17 protein-coding genes are annotated in these 18,595 nt (G+C 72.4%); 11 read left to right on the plus strand and 6 right to left on the minus strand.

What is annotated here, in order from left to right; genetic code table 11:
- Together B2P18_RS02305 and purE are read left to right on the plus strand one after the other, a co-directional pair.
- The coding region (locus tag B2P18_RS02305) for a 5-(carboxyamino)imidazole ribonucleotide synthase (protein WP_286955691.1) at positions 1–908 on the plus strand (908 nt) is incomplete at its 5' end.
- Positions 905–1,438: a 5-(carboxyamino)imidazole ribonucleotide mutase gene (gene purE, locus B2P18_RS02310; RefSeq protein WP_034251826.1), complete on the plus strand. Its 534-nt coding sequence runs from the start codon at positions 905–907 to the stop codon at positions 1,436–1,438. The genes B2P18_RS02305 and purE, both read left to right, overlap by 4 nt.
- Before the next feature lie 97 nt (positions 1,439–1,535).
- On the opposite strand, the gene B2P18_RS02315 is transcribed toward purE, so the two are convergent.
- Positions 1,536–3,794 carry an FG-GAP-like repeat-containing protein gene (locus tag B2P18_RS02315; protein WP_286955692.1) on the minus strand — a complete coding sequence of 753 codons (2,259 nt, stop codon included), beginning with the start codon at positions 3,792–3,794 and terminating at the stop codon, positions 1,536–1,538.
- A gap of 121 nt (positions 3,795–3,915) precedes the next feature.
- Between B2P18_RS02315 and B2P18_RS02320 the strand changes: the two genes are divergently transcribed.
- On the plus strand, positions 3,916–5,070 hold the full coding sequence (locus B2P18_RS02320; RefSeq protein WP_286955693.1) for an acyltransferase family protein: 1,155 nt from the start codon (positions 3,916–3,918) through the stop codon (positions 5,068–5,070).
- Here B2P18_RS02320 and B2P18_RS02325 read toward each other — a convergent pair.
- The 3 genes from B2P18_RS02325 to B2P18_RS02335 are packed head-to-tail and all read right to left on the minus strand — an operon-like array spanning position 5,024 to position 7,643.
- Complete coding sequence (locus tag B2P18_RS02325; protein ID WP_286955694.1) at positions 5,024–5,809, minus strand: SDR family oxidoreductase; 786 nt, start codon at positions 5,807–5,809, stop codon at positions 5,024–5,026. The genes B2P18_RS02320 and B2P18_RS02325 overlap by 47 nt on opposite strands.
- Positions 5,806–6,663 carry a cytidylyltransferase domain-containing protein gene (locus B2P18_RS02330; RefSeq protein ID WP_286955695.1) on the minus strand — a complete coding sequence of 286 codons (858 nt, stop codon included), beginning with the start codon at positions 6,661–6,663 and terminating at the stop codon, positions 5,806–5,808. Before B2P18_RS02330 ends, B2P18_RS02325 begins: the two co-directional genes overlap by 4 nt.
- Positions 6,660–7,643 (minus strand): Gfo/Idh/MocA family oxidoreductase, encoded by a 984-nt coding sequence (locus B2P18_RS02335; protein ID WP_286955696.1) that lies wholly within the window; start codon positions 7,641–7,643, stop codon positions 6,660–6,662. The genes B2P18_RS02330 and B2P18_RS02335 overlap by 4 nt, the downstream gene beginning before the upstream one ends.
- A 154-nt stretch (positions 7,644–7,797) precedes the next feature.
- Here B2P18_RS02335 and B2P18_RS02340 point away from each other — a divergent pair, with 154 nt between their 5' ends.
- The 8 genes from B2P18_RS02340 to B2P18_RS02375 all read left to right on the plus strand — a co-directional run bounded on the left by B2P18_RS02340 (position 7,798) and on the right by B2P18_RS02375 (position 16,881).
- Complete coding sequence (locus tag B2P18_RS02340; protein WP_286955697.1) at positions 7,798–8,478, plus strand: NeuD/PglB/VioB family sugar acetyltransferase; 681 nt, start codon at positions 7,798–7,800, stop codon at positions 8,476–8,478.
- Positions 8,475–9,545 (plus strand): N-acetylneuraminate synthase family protein, encoded by a 1,071-nt coding sequence (locus B2P18_RS02345; RefSeq protein WP_286955698.1) that lies wholly within the window; start codon positions 8,475–8,477, stop codon positions 9,543–9,545. The genes B2P18_RS02340 and B2P18_RS02345 overlap by 4 nt, the downstream gene beginning before the upstream one ends.
- A complete protein-coding gene (neuC, locus tag B2P18_RS02350; protein ID WP_286955699.1) occupies positions 9,542–10,720 on the plus strand; it encodes a UDP-N-acetylglucosamine 2-epimerase in 1,179 nt (392 codons plus the stop codon). The genes B2P18_RS02345 and neuC overlap by 4 nt, the downstream gene beginning before the upstream one ends.
- Positions 10,717–11,775 carry a nucleotidyltransferase family protein gene (locus B2P18_RS02355; RefSeq protein WP_286955700.1) on the plus strand — a complete coding sequence of 353 codons (1,059 nt, stop codon included), beginning with the start codon at positions 10,717–10,719 and terminating at the stop codon, positions 11,773–11,775. Before neuC ends, B2P18_RS02355 begins: the two co-directional genes overlap by 4 nt.
- Positions 11,776–11,777: 2 nt before the next feature.
- On the plus strand, positions 11,778–12,815 hold the full coding sequence (locus tag B2P18_RS02360; RefSeq protein WP_286955701.1) for a GDP-mannose 4,6-dehydratase: 1,038 nt from the start codon (positions 11,778–11,780) through the stop codon (positions 12,813–12,815).
- Complete coding sequence (locus B2P18_RS02365) at positions 12,812–14,044, plus strand: aminotransferase class I/II-fold pyridoxal phosphate-dependent enzyme (protein WP_286955702.1); 1,233 nt, start codon at positions 12,812–12,814, stop codon at positions 14,042–14,044. The genes B2P18_RS02360 and B2P18_RS02365 overlap by 4 nt, the downstream gene beginning before the upstream one ends.
- A gap of 118 nt (positions 14,045–14,162) precedes the next feature.
- Positions 14,163–15,119, plus strand: coding sequence for a TIGR03885 family FMN-dependent LLM class oxidoreductase (locus B2P18_RS02370; protein ID WP_286955704.1), 957 nt, complete (start codon positions 14,163–14,165; stop codon positions 15,117–15,119).
- A gap of 85 nt (positions 15,120–15,204) precedes the next feature.
- The gene (locus B2P18_RS02375) at positions 15,205–16,881 is read left to right on the plus strand and encodes an alpha-amylase family protein (protein WP_286955705.1); all 1,677 of its coding nucleotides are present in this window, start codon (positions 15,205–15,207) and stop codon (positions 16,879–16,881) included.
- Positions 16,882–16,992: 111 nt separating this feature from the next.
- On the opposite strand, the gene B2P18_RS02380 is transcribed toward B2P18_RS02375, so the two are convergent.
- Together B2P18_RS02380 and B2P18_RS02385 are read right to left on the minus strand one after the other, a co-directional pair.
- Positions 16,993–18,276 (minus strand): cupin domain-containing protein, encoded by a 1,284-nt coding sequence (locus tag B2P18_RS02380; RefSeq protein ID WP_286955706.1) that lies wholly within the window; start codon positions 18,274–18,276, stop codon positions 16,993–16,995.
- Complete coding sequence (locus B2P18_RS02385) at positions 18,273–18,488, minus strand: hypothetical protein (RefSeq protein ID WP_029210705.1); 216 nt, start codon at positions 18,486–18,488, stop codon at positions 18,273–18,275. Before B2P18_RS02385 ends, B2P18_RS02380 begins: the two co-directional genes overlap by 4 nt.
- Positions 18,489–18,595 lie beyond the last annotated feature (107 nt).

Here is an 18,595-nt window from a genome sequence, read left to right on the forward strand (position 1 = left end):
TGCACGCCCAGGACAAGCTGGTCATGCGGCGCAGGCTCAGGGCCCTCGGCATCCCCTGCCCGGACTGGGCGCACGTGACGAGCCGCGCCGACCTCGAGGCCTTCGGCCGACGGGTCGGCTGGCCGCTCGTGCTCAAGACGCCGCGAGGAGGCTACGACGGCAAGGGGGTCCGGGTGGTCACTGGCCCGGACGACGCTCGCGACTGGCTCGACGCCGTCGAGGCCGCCGGTGCCGGTGGGACCGACGGCGAGCACGGGACCACGATGGCTGACGGGCTGCTCGCCGAGGCCATGGTCGGGTTCACGCGCGAGCTGGCCGTCCTCGTCGCCCGCTCGCCGTCCGGGCAGGCCGCCGTCTGGCCGGTCGTCGAGACCGTGCAGACCGACGGGATCTGCACCGAGGTGCTGGCCCCCGCGCCGGACCTCGACCCCGAGCTGGCCTCGCGGGCGAGCGAGTCCGCGCTGCGCATCGCCGGGGAGCTGGGTGTCACCGGCGTCATGGCGGTGGAGCTCTTCGAGACGCGTGACGGCGACGGCCGTCCGGCATACCTGGTCAACGAGCTGGCGATGCGCCCCCACAACTCGGGCCACTGGACCATCGACGGCTCGGTCACGAGCCAGTTCGAGCAGCACCTGCGGGCGGTCCTCGACCTGCCGCTCGGCTCGACCCGCTCCCGGGCGCGCTGGACCGTGATGGGCAACGTCCTCGGCGGCGACTACCCCGAGCTCTACGCGACCTACCGCCACCTCATGGCGCGCGACCCCGCGATGAAGTTCCACCTCTACGGCAAGGACGTGCGCCCCGGCCGCAAGATCGGGCACGTCGACGTGAGCGGGGACGACCTCGACGACCTGCGGGCGCGAGCGCGCCACGCCTGCGACTACCTCCAGGGAGTGATCACCGAATGACACGGTCCGACCATGACTCTCAGGGCCCGGCCGTCGGGCTCGTGATGGGCTCCGACTCCGACTGGCCGGTCATGGAGCAGGCGGCGCTGGCCCTCGACGAGCTCGGCATCGCCTACGAGGCGGACGTCGTCTCGGCCCACCGCATGCCGACCGAGATGATCACGTATGGCGAGCAGGCCGCCTCGCGCGGGCTGCAGGTGATCGTCGCCGGCGCCGGGGGTGCGGCGCACCTGCCCGGGATGCTCGCGGCCGTGACGCCGCTGCCGGTGATCGGGGTCCCGGTGCCGCTGAAGCATCTCGACGGCATGGACTCGCTGCTGTCGATCGTGCAGATGCCGGCCGGCGTGCCGGTCGCGACCGTGTCGATCGGCGGCGCGCGCAACGCCGGCCTGCTGGCCGCGCGCATCATCGGCTCTGGCCCGGGTGAGGAGGCGCGGCGCGTGCGCGAGGCGATGATGGCCTTCCAGGCGGCGCTGCGCGACGAGGCGCACGCCAAGGGCGAGAAGCTGCGCTCCCGCCAGTCCTCCTGACGTCCCCCGGGTGCGCGAACGACGGGCTCGTCCGGCAACGGCCCGACGCACGTGAAGGGGCCCGCGCCACTGCGCGAGCCCCTTCACGTGCGGGTGGTCAGGACTGCCAGGTGTAGGACAGGCCGCCGCCGCCCACCTGCTGCTGGAAGTCCGGCCAACCGAGGCTGGACTCGTCGACGAAGGGCACGTCCCGCAGGAGACCGTCCTGGGAGATCATCAACAAGCTGTTGAACCAGCCGGTGAAGCGCTCGGGGGCGGTCATCTGGGGGATCGCGGCAAAGCTGCCGGCGCGCGGCTGATAGACACCCGCGAAGGTTCCGGCCGCCACGCCCTTGGACGTGTAGACGCGCAGGGTGCCGTCGTTGCGGTTGCGGACGAGCAGGTCGAAGTGGTTGTCGTAGTTGGCGTCGCCGACCCCGAGGATCACGTTGAAGGGCGCCCAGCCGGTCCCCAGCTGCACACGGGGGGAGAACATGCCGGCGCCGGGCGAGCTCGTGCGCCCGTTGCCGGGGTACAGCCACAGCACGCCGTTCCAGTCGCGTGCCACGAGGTCAGGCTTGGTGTCGCCATCCCAGTCGCCGCCGAACGCCGGGACGTACTTGTGCCAGCCGCCACCGATGGAGATTCGCGGCTGGAGGCTGCCTGCGGCATTGCCGCGGTACAACCACAGGGCGCCGTTGGGCTCACGGGCGGCAAGGTCGCCGTGGCCGTCGCCGTCCCAGTCGCCGACCGAGAAGACGTGGTTGTAGACCCCCCAGCCCGACCCGAGGGACGTGCGCGGGGCCGACAGCGGACTCTGCGGGCTGGTGCTGTTGCGGTAGAGCCAGAGCGTCCCGGAGGCATCCTTGGCCAGCAGGTCGTTGTACCCGTCCCCGGTGAAGTCGGAGGTCGACTTCGGGGAGGTCTGGCGGACGTCGAAGTACCTGGCGACGGCGAGCGGATCGCTTGCCGTCGCCCCGCCCCGGGTCAGCTGGGGCGTGCTGTCGGTCAGGCGGTAGATGCCGGTGTAGGCGTCGCCGTTGGTGGCGTCGGCCGGCGTCGGGTCGGTGTCGATGCGCAGGTAGTAGGCCCGACGGTCCTGCGTGAGCCGAGGATTGGCCACCCGCTGCCCGACCGCCCCCCGCCACCGCACCGTGACCTGGCCCGCGGGGCTCACGATGGCGAGAGAAGACGACTGGTCGCCGTTGCGGATCGCCGCCAGGATCGCCCCGTTGGCGGCGACCGACACGTCATAGGCGCCCGGGGCGCCGATGACGGACTGGGCTCCCGTGGCGGTGCTGGTGCGCACCAGGTCGCTGGAGCCCCCAGCGGCGTGACGCACGCCCACCGTGGTGATGCCGTCGGCGAGGAACGTGGAACGCTCGGGCACGACGCTCCCGGCGGTGCGGGGCACCGTGGTGGTGGCGCCGGTGTCGAGGACCCTCACCATGGTGCGCAGGGCGACACCGTCAGTGTCGTAGACCGTCCAGACGAGCTTGCGTCCATCAGGTGAGAACGACGGCTCGGAGTGGTAGTCGGTGCCGCCGGGAGCGACGGTGGTGACTGCCCCGGTCCCGTCCGCGCGACGCAGGACGAGGTCGCCGCCCTGGGAGGCGTTGGCACGGGTGACGGCGAGCCACATGCCGTCGGGGGAGAACGCTGGGGTCTCGGTGCCGGCGTCGGAGCCGACCGGGATGCCGGCGGACGTGTCGTTCTGCATGACGAGCGGGCCGTTGTCCCACGTCGACACCACGAGGTCGGGAGTGCCACGCCCGGCATCCTCGAACATCGCGAGGCCGTCGACGGGATTGCCGTTCCCGTCGACGAACGAACAGGTCTGCACCCCGGTGGAGAACGGCACGACGAGGCGGTACTCCACCGGTGCGTTCGGCGCGGTGTCGCGGTCGACGGCGACGCCGGCGGACCCGGCGGCCGCGGTCACGGCTCGCCACTGGGTGCCCGTCGAGATGCGCCGCTGCACGGTGATGGTGCCGGTCGGGGCGGCCGACGGCGTCCACAGCAGCGCGGTGCGATCGCGCAGCTGGGAGATGTCCAGGTCCAAGGCCGCGCACTGCGGGGTGACCGCGGTGGCGGAGCCTGTGGTGGAGCCCTGTCGCCTGGTGGCGCCCCTGCGGGTCGAGGTGCCCTCCTGCATCCGGCCCAGGTCGACGGTCTCGGGGGAGGAGGACGGTCGGGCCGGGGCGGGACGAAGCCGCTCGGCGGACGACGTCGTCGTCATCCGGTCACGGTTCGGGCCGGCACCGTTCTCGGCGGAGGCCGGCCCGACGGCGGGTGCGGCGAGAGCGATGACCAGGGAACCGGTGACGGCGAGGGGCAGACGGGAGGTTCCCCGCTGCAGGCGTAGACGTTGGTACATGTCTCCCCTTGTTACTAAGAGTGATGAATGGCTACATAGTGCCATCCCTGGGAGATTTCTGGCAGGCGGCTCACGAGAGTCCTTCGCGGGGTGCCGCCTGGTGGTCGTTAGGGTGGCGGCCATGACCTCGGGCCTCAAGCACCAGATGACCTATTTCGACCTGGTCCGGGGTCTGTCCGCCCAGCTCGTGGTGCTGGGGCACGCCAGCGTGCTGGCCCTGCCGGCGCTGTTCGCCGCCCGCGGGCGCGATGGCCGCCTGGGCGCTCGGCCGGATCAGTTCCACGTCCAGTCCTACGGCGTCGTGATCTTCCTGGTGCTCTCCGGCTACCTGATCACCATGTCCGTGCAGCGTCGGCGACGCGACCCGTCCTACGGCTTCCGGGCCTATCTCGTCGACCGGTGGGCCCGTATCTTCACCCCGCTGCTGCCCGCGATGGTGGCCGTCGTCCTCATCGACCGCCTGGTCTTCTCCGGCAGTGCATCCTCGCGCTTCATCGTCGTGAGGCACGACATCACCACCGTGCTCAGCAACCTCCTGATGCTGCAGGACAACTCCGTCCTGCGCCAGGCTGCCGCCGCCACGGGAGCGCCGCTCGCGGCACGGTCTCTGGGCAGCGCAGCGCCGTGGTGGACCGTTGCCTTGGAGTGGTGGATCTACGTCGGGTTCGGCCTGGTCGCCCTCGTCCTGCTGCACCGACCGACGACCGGGCGCGGCCTCGCCGCCCTGCCCGCGCTGGTCTTCGCGGCTGCCACGGTCCTCGGCACCGTCGAGACGGGGAGCGGCTTGATGCTCTCCTGGCTGGTCGGTTTCGCCTATGCCTGGTGGGCGCCGGCGATGCGGGCCGTCCCACGGTCCGTGCACGCGGGACTCACCGTTCTGGCGGTCCTTTGGCTGTGGTGGTGCTTCGACGTCGTCCACCTCGGGGTCTACGCTCCCACGGTGTGCGTCCTGACGGGGGTGGCCGTGGTCTCCGGCTTCCACATGCTCGACTGGTCACGGGTGCTCGGCCCAGCCCGCGGGCCGGTGGCCTTCGTCTCGGACTACTCCTACTCGCTGTACCTCGTGCACTTCTCGGTCATGATCTGGCTCGCGCACCTGGTCGAGGGCCGCGTGACGGGGATCGAGCTCTACGTCCTGCTCGTGGCCGCGGGCAACGGGGCGGGCGTGTTGTGGTGGTGGTTGTTCGAGCGGCACTTCGGCCGCGTCCGCGACACGCTGCGGCGGGTTGTCACCAGGCCGTCCAGCCCCCGTCCACGGCGATCACCTGTCCGGTGACATAGGCCGACTCGTCGGACGCGAGCCAGCGCACGACCCCGCGGAAGTCGTCCTCCGTGGCCATGCGCCGCAGCGGCGTGAGGCCCTCGTAGCGCTCGACGAACTCCTCGGCCTGCCCGCGCGCGATCCCTCCGGGGGCGAAGGCGTTGCACCGCACGTCGGGGGCGAGCACCGTCGCGAGATAGCGCGTCAGCTGGGCGATCCCGCCCTTGGACGCGCCGTAGGCCGCGGGGTTGCCCATCACCGTCCCGGCATACAGGCCCATGTTGGGACCGACCAGGCCGTAGATGCTGGACACGTTGACGACGCTGCCGTGGCCGGTGCGCCGCAGGAGCGGCAGCAGGCGCCGGGTCAGGCTGAAGGGCACCGTGAGGTTGAGCCGCAGCGCCAGCTCGAAGGCGTCGTCGGTCTGGTCCTCGAACGGGACGGCATAGCCCGGGACGCCCGAGGTGCCGGTGAAGGCGGCGTTGTTGACGAGGACGTCGCAGGCGCCCAGCCGCTCGACCTGCGCCACCACCGAGGCCAGGGCGTCGGCGTCCAGCAGGTCGCCGACGATCCCGCGATGATCGCCAGCGGGCAGCTCGGCCAGGGCCTGGTCGACCAGGTCGGTGTCGCGGTCGACCAGGACCACCCGGGCACCGGCCTCGGCGAGCGAGGCGCACAACGTGCGTCCGAGCGGGCCGGCCCCGCCGGTCACCACCGCGGTGCGGCCCTCGAGGGACCCGGCGTCGCCGCTCATCGCCCTGCCTCCTGCCGGTCGCCGTCGTCGCTGTCGCTGTCGCTGTCGCTGTCGCTGTTGCTGCCGGCGCCGAGCCACGGCAGGTCCAGCAGCCCGGCGCCCAGCAGCGCCTCGATGAGCCGGAACTCGTACTCGTCGTCGATGGAGAAGGCCTGCGGCTCCGGGATCTCGTACATCCCGTGCCGGCCCTCGTCGAACCAGGACACCTGCAGGCGGCGCACGAAGTCCGCCCGCCAGACGTAGAAGTTGCCATTGATGCGCAGGAAGCGGCCCGTGTCCTGGCGGCGGGTGACACCCCGCCCCTCGGCGTAGTAGCGCTCCACGGGTCCGGACGGCGTGGTCTCGCGGACGCCGACCCAGGTGGGCTGGAAGGTCGGCTCGGACACGCTGATGACGCCGTCGAGGTCCGGGGAGTCGTGCAGCTGGGAGATGGCCTCGGCGATCTGCTGCGGGATCCGCGAGGGGCTGGTCGGGTCGAGCAGGACGAAGACGTCGTAGGTCGAACCCTCCTGCTGCTCCACGGTCTCGAGCGCGTGCTGCATCACCGGCCCCATGGGGGTCCAGTCGGTCGCGAGCCGGTCCGGACGCAGGAAGGGCACGTCCCCGCCGTGGGTGCGCGCCACCTCGGCGATCTCCGGGTCGTCGGTGGAGACGATGCAGCGGGTGATGCCCGGGCACAGGGCGGCGGCCTTGATGCTGTGGCAGATCAGGGGCAGCCCGGCCAGCTCACGGACGTTCTTGCCGGGGAGGCCCTTGGACCCGCCCCGGGCGGGGATGACCGCGAGCACGCGCGGGGCGCCGTCGCCGGGCTCCGCCGGGGTCGGGGGAGCGGGCTTCCTGGTCGGGCCGGTCATGGGGTCCTCCGATCGGGACGGGTGGGGGCCGACGGGGGGTCGGTCCCCCGGGCGCGATCGCACAGGCGCACGGTCTCGAGCGCCTCCGCGAGCGTGGGTGGTGCGGCGGGGTCGGCCGGTGCCGCCGGGCCAGGGCCCTCGTCGAGGAGGGCCCTGGCCTGACGGGCCATGATGGCGTTGCGGTCGGCGTCGTCGGCGTAGGTGCGCTCGTGCCGCTGCCCCTGGGCGTCGACGTGGACCACGGTGTGGGACAGCACGTCCCAGTCGACGCGGAGGTCGGGTCCGTCGAGGCACAGCTGCCGACGGCCGGGTCTGGAGACGTAGTCCAGCCGGGCCAGGACCCGGTCGCCGGCCGGTGTCGTCCACGCGAGCGTCGCGGCCTGCTCGGCGCTCATCTCCAGGGGGCCGGAGCGGTCGAGGGCGGCCCAGGACAGCTCGGGCCGCCCGAGCAGGGCCGTAGCGTAGTCGAGCTCGTGGACGAGGTCTCGCAGCACCCCGCCCTCGTCGGCGCGGGCGGAGTAGCTCTCGCGGTAGTCGCGCCCCGGCCGCCAGTCGGGGAGCCAGGACTGGCAGGAGACGTGGGCCGACAGCGGTCGGCTCGCGCCACCGACCAGGTCGAGGACAGCGGCGTAGGCCCGGTGCCCGCGCAGGGGCGCGGCGACGCGCACCCGGTCGGCCCGACCGTGCCGGGCCAGCGGCTCGGCGTCGGCGGCGGTGGGGGACAGGGGCTTCTCGACCAGGACGCGGTCCGCCCCCGCGTCGAGCGCGGCCACGGCGTCACCGACGTGCCGTCCGGTGTCGGTGGCGACCACCACGAGATCGGCCCTGGCGCAGGCCGACGGCCCCTCCTGGTCGTCGAGGATCCCGGCAGCCGGGGGGCGCGGCCGGACCGGCCACAGGTCGACGGAGAGGCCCAGGGAGCGCAGGACCTCGACGTGCCGTGCGCCGATCGACCCGCCCCCTCGGACGACTGCGTGCACGGGCACCTCCTGGCTGCGATGTGCGCCCCATGGTGCCACGCGCCTGCTGGGCCGGCGGGGTCACACGCCGCCGTCCTGCCCGTCCTGCCCTGCCCGCCCGGCCCTCCCGGCGCGGGGGCGGGGGGAGAGCGGCGCTCGTCACTATGCTGGACGGGTGCCCGCACCGAACCCCCAGACCGACGCCCCGTGGGCCGTGCTGGGAGCCGGGGGCCACGCACGCAGCGTCGCCGACGTCCTGCGCCGCGCCGGGGCACGGGTGGTGGCCGTCAGCGGCACCCCCCAGGGCGCCTGGCCGGGCCACGTGCGGCTCCTGGCCGACGACGCGGCGGCCCTCGCCCTGGCACGCAGCCAGGGGGTTGCCCTCGTCCCCGGGATCGGCGCCAACCACGTCCGGCTGCGAGTCGTGGACGCCGCGTGGCCGCACGCCTCGATGCCGCCCGTCGTGGCCGCCACCGCCACCGTCGCCCCCGACTGCGCCGTCGGCGAAGGCACCGTCGTGCTGGAGCACGCGCACGTCGGTCCGTCGGCTCGCATCGGCCGAGCCGTGATCGTCAACACCGCCGCCGTGGTGGAGCACGACGTCGTGGTGGGCGACGGCGTGCACGTGGCGCCGGGGGCCGTGGTGCTGGGGGGCGCGAGCGTCGGAGACCTGACGCTCGTGGGCAGCGGGGCCCGCGTCCTGCCCGGGGTCCGCGTCGGGGCCGGATGCGTGGTGGCGGCGGGCGCGGTCGTCATACGGGACGTGCCCGACGGCCACCGCGTGGCCGGGGTCCCGGCGCGCAGCATCGACGACCATGACGACGAGCAGGACGAGCAGACGGAGGAGCAGCAGTGAGCGTGCGAGCAGCGAGCATCGGGGACAGGACGATCCCGACCGAGCGGGACGTCTACGTCATCGCCGAGGCCGGGGTCAACCACAACGGCGACCTGGAGACCGCCCACCGCCTGGTCGACACCGCTGCCGAGGCGGGCGCCGACGCGGTCAAGTTCCAGACCTTCGACGCGGCCAAGCTGGTGTCGAGCGTCGCCGCGACCACCCCGTACCAGCGGGACCGCGGCGGTGCCCAGGACCAGCGATCGCTGCTGGAGGCGCTCACCCTGCCGATGACGGCGTGGGCCGAGCTCCAGGCCCACACCCACGAGCGCGGGCTGGAGTTCCTGTCCACCCCGTTCGACCTCGACAGCGCCCACGCGCTCGCCGAGCTGGGCCTGCCGGCGATGAAGGTCTCCAGCGGCGAGCTCACCAACCTGCCCTACCTGCGCGAGCTCGCCCGCCTGGGCGTGACGATGCTCGTCTCGACCGGCATGGGCACCTCCGACGAGGTCGCCGCGGCCGTCGACGCCTGCGCCGAGGCCCCCGGTCTGGTGCTGTTCCACTGCGTGTCGGCCTATCCCGCGCCCATCGAGGAGTGCAACCTCCGCGCCATCCCGGCGATGCAGGCCGCGCACGGCGTCCCCGTCGGCTGGTCCGACCACACGCCCGGCCTGCAGACGGCGCTGGGGGCGGTGGCGCTCGGCGCCCCCGTCCTCGAGAAGCACTTCACGCTGGACCGCACGATGCCCGGACCCGACCACATGGCCAGCCTCGAGCCCGCCGAGCTCGCGGACTACGTCAGGTCCACCAAGGCCCTCGCGGTCGGTCTCGGCGACGGGGTCAAGGTGCGCCAGCCCTCGGAGCAGGACAACGCGGTGCTCGTGCGCCGCAGCTGGCACGCCGGCCGTGACCTGCGCGCGGGCTCGACGCTGGACGGTGCGGACCTGTCCCTGCTCCGACCCGAGGGCGGCATCAGCCCGGCCGTGGACATCCGCGGGCGCGTGCTGGCCCGCGACGTGGCTGCCGGCGCCCAGATCGTCGACGCGGACCTCGCCCCGGACGCACCCGCCGCTGGGGCGGCCCGATGACGCAGGCCCCCCAGAGGGTGGCGGTCTTCGTCGGCACCCGGGCCGACCTGGGCCCGCTCTCGCCCGTCATCACCGCCCTGGCCGACGACCAGGACGTCGAGCTGCACCTGCTCACCGGCGTGGCCTACGACGTGGACTCCCTGGCGTCCGCGCTGCGTGACGTCGCCCCGCACGCCGTGGTCGACGGGCGCCTCCACGCCCTGTGCCCGCCGGTCGAGCACCTCGACCCGGCGGCCGTGGTCCGGCACGGCGCCCACCTCGCGGAGGGCGCGGGGCGCCTGCTGCCCGCGCTGCGCCCCGACACCCTCGTGGTCCTCGGCGACCGCTGGGAGCTCCTCCACGTCGTGCCGACGGCCTTCCTGCTCGGCATACCGGTCGTACACCTGCACGGCGGCGAGGTGACCGAGGGGGCCGTCGACGAGCGGGTCCGCCACGCCGTGACCAAGCTCGCCGACCAGCACTGCGTGGCGTCGCCGGACGCCGGACGCCGTGTGCGGCAGATGGGAGAGCCTGCCGACCGCATCCACGTGACCGGCGCGCCGGGGCTCGACCGGCTCGCGTCCTCCACTGCGCTGACCGACGCCGAGCTCGCCGACCTGCTCGGCGTTCCCGTGCTGCGACCGCTCGCGATGTTCACCTACCACCCGCCCACCGCCGAGGGCGACGTGCCGGTGGGGGAGTGGGCGGCCGAGGCCCTGCAGGCGACCTTGGACACCTGCGGCACCGTGCTCGCCACGCACCCGGGGCTGGACACCGGCCGCGAGGAGATCCTCGCCGTCCTCGAGCAGGCGGCGCTCGACCACCCCCAGCTGGTGGTCGTCGAGTCCCTGGGCAGCCGCTACCCCCGGGCGCTGCACGCCGTCGACGTCGTCGTCGGCAACTCCTCGTCCGGGATCATCGAGGCCGCCAGCGCCCACGTCCCCGCGGTGGACGTCGGCGAGCGGCAGCGGGGACGACTGCGGGGCGACAACGTCATCCACGCCGCCGAGGGCTACGCCGCGGTGCGTGCCGCGATCGATCGTGCCCTGTCGCCCGAGGGCCGGGCCGCGGCGGCGGCCGTGGTCAACCCCTATGGTCGTGGGGACGCCGCCGCGCGGGTCCTGGCGGTGGTCCGCCGGGCGCCGGCGAGCGACCGCACCAAGCCGTTCGCCGAGATCGAAGGAGCCGACCGATGACCGCGCGCGACCTGCACCGCACCTGCATCGCCGAGACGGGGACGATCCGTGAGGCGCTCCAGGTGATCGACGCGGCCGCCACCACGGTCGCGCTCATCACCTCGCCCGACCGGGTGCTGCAGGGGCTGCTCACGGACGGGGACATCCGGCGTGCTCTCCTGGCCGGCGCCGCCCTGGACGACCCGGCCCTGCCGTTCGCCACCAAGACCCCGTCCACCGTCAGCGCCGGGTCGCCCCGGGCCCTCGTGCTCGACCTGCTGCGCGCACGACACCTCACCGTGGTCCCCGAGGTCGACGAGGGTGGCCGGCTCGTCGGGCTGCACACGCTCTTCGACGTGGTCGGCAGCGAGCCGCTGCCCAACGTCGCCGTGATCATGGCCGGTGGCAAGGGGACCCGGCTCGGCGAGCTCACCAGGGACCGCCCCAAGCCGCTGATGACCGTCGCCGGGCGCACCATCCTCGAGTGGATCATCCTCAACCTCGTGGGCGACGGCATCCGCGAGATCTACGTCAGCGTCAACTACCTCGCAGAGCAGATCGAGGAGCACCTGGGGGACGGGTCCCGGCTCGGGTGCCAGGTGCACTACCTGCGCGAGGAGCCCGACAACCCGCTCGGGACCGCCGGCTCGCTGACGCTCCTGCGCGACCGGCGCCCGGACCTGCACGACCCCGTCCTGGTGATGAACGGTGACCTCATGGTGCAGTTCGGCGCCCAGGAGCTCATCGACCGGCACGAGCGCAGCGGGGCCCGGCTGACCATGGCGACCCGCAGCTACCAGCACGAGATCCCGTTCGGCGTCGTGGACTGCGACGACGCGGGCTTCGTGACGGGGATCAGCGAGAAGCCGACGATCAGCGTCGACATCAACACGGCCGTGTATGCCGTCGACGCCGACGCCCTCGGGCTCCTCCCGGACGGGCGACCCAGCACCATGCCGGAGCTCGTGCAACAGTTGCTGGACCGTGGTGATCGGGTCGCCACGTGGACGATGTCATCGGATTGGATCGATGTGGGCACCCCCAAGGACCTTGCCCGCGCGAAAGGACAGGCGTGAACATGACCGCACCGCAGCAGGACTCGTCCTCCGTAGCCACTCTCAAGGGCAAGCGGGTCCTCGTGACCGGCTCGGACGGGTTCATCGGCTCGCACCTCGTCGAGCGGCTCGTCGCCGACGGGGCGCAGGTCTCGGCCTTCTGCCTCTACAACTCCAACGGGTCCCTGGGCTGGCTGGACGAGTCACCGAGCTTCCAGCAGGCGCTCAAGGACGGGCAGGCCGAGGTCGTGCTCGGCGACATCCGTGACCCCGAGCACGTGATGGCCTCGGTCGAGGGCATGGACGTCGTCCTGCACCTGGCGGCCCTCATCGCGATCCCCTTCTCCTACGTCGCGCCCCGCTCCTACGTCGAGACCAACGTGATCGGCACGCTCAACGTCCTCGAGGCGGTCCGCCGGCACGGGACGCCGCGCCTGGTCAACACCTCCACCTCCGAGGTCTACGGCACCCCCAAGGAGGTGCCGATCACCGAGACCCACGAGCTGCGCGGCCAGTCGCCCTACTCCGCCACCAAGATCAGCGCGGACAAGATGTGCGAGTCCTACGCGCTGTCCTTCGAGACGCCGGTGACGATCCTGCGGCCGTTCAACACCTACGGGCCGCGCCAGTCGACCCGCGCCGTCATCCCGACGGTCCTGTCGCAGATGCTCGTGGGTGCCGAGGAGATCCGCCTCGGGGCGGTCTCGCCCAAGCGCGACTTCACCTTCGCCACCGACACCGCGGACGGCTTCGTGCGCGCCGCGCTGACGGACGTCCCGCCGGGCGAGGTCATCCAGCTGGGCACCGGCCGCACGGACTCCATCGGCGAGATCGTCGAGATCTGCAAGCAGGTCACCGGCTCGTCCGCCCGCATCGTCACCGACGAGGAGCGCATCCGTCCCGCCGGGTCCGAGGTCGAGATCCTGCTCTCCGAGCCCCGCAAGGCCAAGGAGCTGCTGGGCTGGGAGCCCACGGTCTCGCTCGAGGACGGCCTGGCCCAGGTGGCCGAGTGGCTGCGCCCGCGCGTCGACGCCGACAAGGCCGCGAGGTACCACCGATGAGCGACGCCGAGACCGCCTCAGGCACCCCGGACGCCGGCGCCGCGACGAGCGCCCGCCACAGCGTGGGCGGCGAGGCGAACGCCCCCGGTGCCCACGAGCAGGGCTTCGTGCCGCTGTCCGTCCCCAACATCGGCGAGCTCGAGCGGCGCTACGTGCTGGAGGCCGTCGAGTCCGGGTTCGTGTCCTCCGTCGGGCCCTTCGTGTCCGAGTTCGAGGAGCGGTTCGCTGAGTATGTCGGCGCCGGCTACGCCGTCGCGACCTCCTCGGGCACGGCCGCCCTGCACGTCGCGCTGATCCTGCTCGGCGTCGAGCGCGACGACGAGGTGATGGTCAGCGACTTCACCTTCGTCGGGTCCATCAACCCGATCGCCTACCTCGGCGCCCGCGCCGTCCTCGTGGACAGCGACGCGTCCTGGGACCTCGACCCCGACCTGGTCGAGACCGAGCTCCAGCGACGCGTCGACGCGGGCGAGCCCCTGCCCAAGGTCCTCGAGGTGGTTCACGTGCTCGGCCAGCCGGCCGACATGGACCGGCTCGTCGAGATCTGCGAGCGGTTCGGCGTGGCCGTGCTCGAGGACGCCGCCGAGTCGCTCGGCGCGACCTGGACGACCGGGGAGCTGGCGGGACGTCATACGGGCACCGTCGGCCGCATCGGGTGCTACTCGTTCAACGGCAACAAGGTCGCCACCACCGGCGGCGGGGGCATGCTGGTGACCGACGACGAGGCCCTGGCCCGACGGGCCAAGCACCTCACCACCCAGGCCAAGGTGCCCGACATCGGCTACCTGCACGACGAGGTCGGCTACAACTACCGCCTCACCAACATCGCCGCCGGCCTCGGGCTCGCGCAGCTGGAGCGGCTGCCGGGCTTCCTCGAGGCCAAGCACCGCATCGCGCGGCGCTACGACGAGGCCTTCGCCGAGCTGCCGCTCACGCTCCCCCCGCGGATCGAGGGGACCGAGTCCAACGACTGGCTCTACTCCGTCCTCGTGCCCGAGGACAAGGGCGGTCGGGACGCGTTCATCGCGCACCTGAACTCGCGCCAGGTCCAGGGCCGGGCCCTGTGGCGGCCGTTGCACGCGCAACCGCCGTTCGCCGGCTCCACGGTGCTCGGTGGGGACGTCGGCGACGACCTGTTCGCCCGCGGCGTGTCCCTGCCCTGCTCCACCGACCTGACCGAGGCCGACCAGGAGCGGGTCGTCGAGGCCGTCCTGACCTTCTTCGACTGACGCGCACCTCGTGATCGTGTGCGCCCCGGTGACCACCCGGGGCGCACACGACTCTCCGGGTCGGACAACCGCTGATCGGGCGAGGTTCCGGCGCCGACGCACCGGGTAGGGGTCAGCAATGACTGTCGTTGGATTCCACTGCTCGCACGAACAGATCTCTCCACGCCAGCTGCTCGCCGACGTGCAGCTGGCGGAGCAGGCCGGCTGGGACGCCGCCATGTGCTCGGACCACTGGGCGCCGTGGGGCTCCAGGCAGGGCCAGTCGGGCTTCGCCTGGTCCTGGCTCGGCGCCGCCCTCGCGAGCACCGACCTGCGCCTCGGCTGCGTCAACGCGCCGGGCTACCGCTACCACCCCGCGATCATCGCCCAGGCCTCGGCCACCCTGGCCCAGATGTTCCCCGGCCGCTTCTGGGTGGCCCTCGGGTCGGGGGAGTACTCCAACGAGTTCATCACGGGTGAGGCGTGGCCGCCCAAGGCGGAGCGGCAGGAGCGTCTGCTGGAGTGCGCTGACATCATCCGTCGCCTGCACCGCGGCGAGACCGTCACGCACAAGGGGCACGTCACGGTCAACGAGGCCCGGCTCTGGACGCTGCCGGAGAAGCTGCCAGAGCTCATCCAGCCTGCGGTCTCCGTCGAGACCGCCCGCCAGGGAGCGGCCTGGGCGGACGGGGTGGCCACCATCAACCAGCCCCTGGACACGCTCAAGGGGCTGGTCGCGGCATACCGCGAGGCCGGCGGAGCCGGCACCCTCACCCTGCAGGTGCACGTCTCGTGGGCCCCCACCGAGGACGAGGCCTGGGAGATCGCCCGGGACCAGTGGAGCACCAACGTGTTCCCGCCGCCGGTGTGCTGGGACCTGACCACGAGCCAGCTCGACGTCGTCAGCCAGAACGTCTCCGACGAGCAGATCGCCCAGTCGGTCATCGTCAGCTCCGACCACCAGGCCATCGCCGCCCAGGTCAAGGAGATGGTGGACCTGGGCTTCGACGAGGTCTACCTGCACCACGTCGGCCAGTCCCAGGCGCAGTTCATCGAGACCTTCGCCGAGCACGTGGTGCCCCAGCTGCGCGGCTGAGCCGCGCCCATCGCCCCGCCCCGGCACGCGGCGGGCGCGCGGCATACGCATCCCCGGCCCCCGACCGAGCACCCGAGGAGAACCCATGCGCATCACCGAGACCGGCGACCTGTGGTGGAAGAACGCCGTCATCTACAGCCTCGACGTCGAGACCTACAACGACGGCAACGGCGACGGGATCGGCGACTTCGCCGGCCTCGCCGGACGCATCGACTACCTGGCCGAGCTCGGGGTGACCTGCCTGTGGCTCATGCCCTACTTCCCCAGCCCCGACCTCGACGACGGCTACGACATCACCGACTTCTACAACGTCGACCCGCGCCTCGGGAACCTGGGTGACTTCGTCGAGGTCACCCGCACCGCCCACGACCGGGGGATGCGGGTGATCATCGACCTCGTCATCAACCACACCTCCGACCAGCACCCGTGGTTCAAGCAGAGCCGCAAGAGCACCGACAACCCCTACCGCGACTGGTACGTCTGGCGCTCGGACACCCCGCCGGACACGTCCGACAAGGTCGTCTTTCCCGACCAGGAGGTCTCCATCTGGGAGAAGGACGACAAGACGGGGGAGTGGTACCTCCACAACTTCTACAAGCACCAGCCGGACCTCAACATCGCCAACCCCAAGGTGCGCGACGAGATCTTCAAGATCATCGGGTTCTGGGCTCAGCTCGGCGTCGACGGCTTCCGGATCGACGCCGTGCCCTTCATCTTCTCCACCGAGGGCAACACGCCCGAGGAGATCGAGGCCTTCGGCGACCCGCACGACTTCCTGCGCGACATCCGCGCCATGGTCGGCCGCCGCACCGGTGACGGGATCATCCTCGGCGAGGTCAACATCCCCTACAAGGACCAGTACACCTTCTTCGGCGAGGAGCACGGTGACGGCCTCACGATGCAGTTCGACTTCATCGGGATGCAGGCGGCCTACCTGTCGCTAGCGCGGCAGGACCCGGCCCCGCTGGTCAAGGCGCTCGGGCAGCGCCCGCAGCTGTCCCACGGCACCCAGTGGGCCAACTTCCTGCGCAACCACGACGAGCTCACCCTGGACAAGCTGACCGACAAGGAGCGCCAGGAGGTCTTCGACGCCTTCGGCCCGGAGCCGGAGATGCAGGTCTACGGCCGCGGGCTCAAGCGTCGCCTGCCCTCGATGATGGGCGGCGACCCCCGCCGGATCCGGATGGCCTACTCGCTGCTGTTCTCCCTCCCGGGGACCCCCTCCCTGTTCTACGGCGAGGAGATCGGGATGGGCGAGGTGCTCTCCGAGGAGGGCCGTATGGCGGTGCGCACCCCCATGCAGTGGACCCCCGAGTCGAGCGCCGGCTTCAGCACGGCCGGCGTCCGCAAGCTCGTGGCGCCGCTGCCGTCCGACGGCTACTCGCCCGAGCACGTCAACGTGGCCGACCAGCGCAGCGACCCCGACTCGCAGTACGCCTTCGTGCGCGACCTGATCTTCCGCTACCGGCAGCACCCGGAGCTGGGGTGGGGTCACCACGAGGTGATCGAGCAGCCGCACACGGCGGTGCTCGCGCTGCGCTGCCGGCACGAGGAGAACAGCGTCATCACCCTGCACAACTTCTCGCCGGACGGGGTCACGGTGGCGTTCTCCCTCGACGAGGAGCCGGGCACGGTGCTGGTCGACGTGTTCACCGGTGAGGAGTGCCGGCTCGACGACGAGGGCCGGATCGAGGTCGTGCTCGACGGCTACGGCTACCGCTGGTATCGCGTGCACGGCCCGGACGACCGCCGCCTCTACTGAGGCTCGCACGAGGCGAACTCCCCTCCCCTCGACAAAGATCGTGAGGGTCTGGTCCAAGGATGTTGGACCAAACCCTCACGATCTCGGCATCGTGCGGGGGAGGAGGGCGGGTCAGGCGGGGACGAGGACCCCGGCGCGCAGCAGGGTCCGCGCGGCCTCCTGCCCCAGCTCGGCGGCGGTGGTCTCACCACCGTCGAGGAGTATGTCGAGAGCCGGCCGACCGGCCGCGGGGATCCGCTGCAGCCCGAGGCGGCTGTCCAGCATGAGCTGCTCGTCGTCGGCCGGGACCGGCGAGACCGTGATCCGCAGGTGCGGGCGCAGCCGCAGCCGGGTGGCGTCGCCGAGGTCGAGCACCGCCTGGACCTGGGCGATCGGCGAGATCGGCGACAGCCGCCGTCCGGCCTCGTCACGGCGGGTCAGGGCCCGCGAGATGGAGGCGTCGTCGAGCTCCTCGATCGCGCGCACCAGCGCCGCCCGAGCCACCGCGAACCCGCTCGTGTCCGTCGAGATGTCGACCCCCAGGTCCAACGACCGGCGGACGTCGGGGTCGGAGGCCGCGCGGTCGAGGGCGAGCTCCCCGATGACCTCGGCGGCGGCATACGGCGTCCAGGTGTGGACCCCGATGGTGACGTGCGACGAGATCTCGCCGAAGGTCGAGGCCGCGTGGATCGTCCCCCGCGGGAGGTAGAGCACGTCGCCGGGCTCGAGCGTCACGTCGAGGACGGGCTCGGTGCGGGCCGCCTCCTCGACCTGGCTGCGGCGCTCCGCCCAGGGGTGGTGCCGCAGGGGCGCCTCCAGCACGGGCGCGTGGAGCACCCAGCGCTTGCGGCCGCTCGTCTGCACGACGAAGACGTCGTGCACGTCGTAGTGGTCGGCGAAGCCCTGGCTCTGCGGCGGCGTGATGTAGGCGTTGATCTGCACCGGGTGGCCGAGGTCGACCGCCAGCTGCTGGCCCAGGTCGACCAGCGCCGGCCAGGTGCGGTGCAGGCCCTGGGCGACGATCGTGGCCCCACCGGCGAACTCGCGGTGCAGCTGGTCGTCGCCGACCTGGTCGCGGACGCTCGCCCCCACGCCGCCGGCGGTGGTGAACAGGCTGTCGGGCAGCGGGGACCCGTCCTTGGCCAGCCGCAGGAAGGGCGCCCGCAGGCCCCGGCGGGACACCATCTCGTCCACCGCGTCGGGACCGAACAGGTCGGTGAAGTCACGCCCGTCCTCGGCCAGGGCCTCGGCGCCGGTGCGCAGCAGCGGACGGCGGCTCCACACCTCGGCGGCGAAGGTCTCGACGTCACCGACGAGACGAGCGAGTGCCGGGCGCTGCTGGGTCGCGGCTGCGTCGTCGGTGCTCCCGGCGCTCCCGGCGCTCCCGGTCGTGCGGCTGGCGGTGCCGGCGGTCATGCCCCGGGCTCGATCGTGGGGCCGCGGCCCTCGGACTGGTCCTCGTCGAGGTCGGCGCCGGCGAGCTCGGGGTCGTCCCCGCCCGACGAGGCCTGCTGGTTGTCGTCCTGGTCGTCCTTGGTGGGATAGAGCCCGGAGCGCGACACCTGGCCGGCGTCACCGTCCTGGGCCTGGTCCATCACCGAGGGCTCCTCTGGCTGCTGCGTGGTCATGCCTGCCTCCTCGCGTCGCGGGTATGGTCCTAGGACCATACCGAGCGGAGGCCCCCGGCATACGTGGCAGGTGGTGAGGGACACGCTCCCGGCCGCCGCCGGGAGAG

Source organism: Arsenicicoccus sp. UBA2120 (assembly GCF_002330965.1).
Lineage (GTDB): Bacteria > Actinomycetota > Actinomycetes > Actinomycetales > Dermatophilaceae > Arsenicicoccus > Arsenicicoccus bolidensis.

Bases quoted from the DNA above. Each gene is read 5' to 3' on its own strand.
- purE (WP_034251826.1), top strand. From the start codon at position 905: ATGACACGGTCCGACCATGACTCTCAGGGCCCGGCCGTCGGGCTCGTG.
- B2P18_RS02315 (WP_286955692.1), bottom strand. From the start codon at position 3,794: ATGTACCAACGTCTACGCCTGCAGCGGGGAACCTCCCGTCTGCCCCTC.
- B2P18_RS02320 (WP_286955693.1), top strand. From the start codon at position 3,916: ATGACCTCGGGCCTCAAGCACCAGATGACCTATTTCGACCTGGTCCGG.
- B2P18_RS02325 (WP_286955694.1), bottom strand. From the start codon at position 5,809: ATGAGCGGCGACGCCGGGTCCCTCGAGGGCCGCACCGCGGTGGTGACC.
- B2P18_RS02330 (WP_286955695.1), bottom strand. From the start codon at position 6,663: ATGACCGGCCCGACCAGGAAGCCCGCTCCCCCGACCCCGGCGGAGCCC.
- neuC (WP_286955699.1), top strand. From the start codon at position 9,542: ATGACGCAGGCCCCCCAGAGGGTGGCGGTCTTCGTCGGCACCCGGGCC.
- B2P18_RS02355 (WP_286955700.1), top strand. From the start codon at position 10,717: ATGACCGCGCGCGACCTGCACCGCACCTGCATCGCCGAGACGGGGACG.
- B2P18_RS02360 (WP_286955701.1), top strand. From the start codon at position 11,778: ATGACCGCACCGCAGCAGGACTCGTCCTCCGTAGCCACTCTCAAGGGC.
- B2P18_RS02365 (WP_286955702.1), top strand. From the start codon at position 12,812: ATGAGCGACGCCGAGACCGCCTCAGGCACCCCGGACGCCGGCGCCGCG.
- B2P18_RS02370 (WP_286955704.1), top strand. From the start codon at position 14,163: ATGACTGTCGTTGGATTCCACTGCTCGCACGAACAGATCTCTCCACGC.
- B2P18_RS02375 (WP_286955705.1), top strand. From the start codon at position 15,205: ATGCGCATCACCGAGACCGGCGACCTGTGGTGGAAGAACGCCGTCATC.
- B2P18_RS02380 (WP_286955706.1), bottom strand. From the start codon at position 18,276: ATGACCGCCGGCACCGCCAGCCGCACGACCGGGAGCGCCGGGAGCGCC.
- B2P18_RS02385 (WP_029210705.1), bottom strand. From the start codon at position 18,488: ATGACCACGCAGCAGCCAGAGGAGCCCTCGGTGATGGACCAGGCCCAG.